The organism is Bacteroides sp. NSJ-39, from assembly GCF_014287315.1.
Lineage (GTDB): Bacteria > Bacteroidota > Bacteroidia > Bacteroidales > Bacteroidaceae > Bacteroides > Bacteroides finegoldii.
On the sequence record NZ_JACOOB010000071.1, the window covers coordinates 1 to 866 of the forward strand.

Below are 866 nucleotides of genomic sequence, written 5' to 3' on the forward strand. Positions count from 1 at the left end.
TTCACGGCAACAGGCATGAACTCCGTTTCAAGTGTGTGCGTGATTGCTGAAATCCGGCAGGGTGACAGACGGGGCTGTTCCTTGCCGTTGTCCAGGCGGAAGAAGTCAAGCAAAGTGTTGAGCATATCCCGCATACGGTCGGAGGATTGCAGTATATTTTGGATATATTGCCCATTATTACCGCTATTGCATTCTTTCCGCAAAAGTTCGGTATAGCCGGTTATTGCCGTCAGTGGTGTACGCAACTCATGGGTAATAGTATATACCGCTTTCTTTCGGGAGGTTATGAGTACCTCATTTTGTTGCACGGACTGTTCCAATTGCTCGATCAAATCCGTTGTCTTGCGTTTGTATCGTTTAATGTTCTTTGCATCACGGTGTATGATGATATAGGAAATGACCAACAGCAAAAGAACAAATCCCATCAAGCCGCCTATCTGCATAAATGATTTTTTACGCATGGCTGTTATCTCGCTTTCTCTATTTTGTAAATCAGATTGCACCTTCTTTTCGATTTGGCAAATCAATCCTTGCAGTTGTCTGTTAAGTTCTGCATTACGGGCAGCAAGACTATCGGCTTGTTCTGACAATCGACGGCTCTGCGCATTCTGTTCGTTGACCATGTTTCTATTGGATGAACGGAGCGTAGTCGTTGTTGTCGTTGGCTTCGTTCCCTCTTTTTTGCCGAAGATGCTCAAGAAACCTTTTCGTTTTGGCTTTTTGGACTGTTCCTGCACACTTTTCTGCACAATAACCGGAATTTGATTGGCTATCTTCTTGTTAATAGATTGTTGTTCATCCATTAACCGGACTATCTGGAACATCTGTCGTTCCTTATCCTCTAAAAGACTGCGCACACTATCGAT

1 protein-coding gene is annotated in these 866 nt (G+C 43.9%); it reads right to left on the reverse strand.

The window, feature by feature from the left end:
- Nucleotides 1-866, reverse strand: an 866-nt coding sequence (locus H8S63_RS19765; RefSeq protein WP_304522353.1) for a HAMP domain-containing sensor histidine kinase, incomplete at both ends; no start/stop codon positions are given.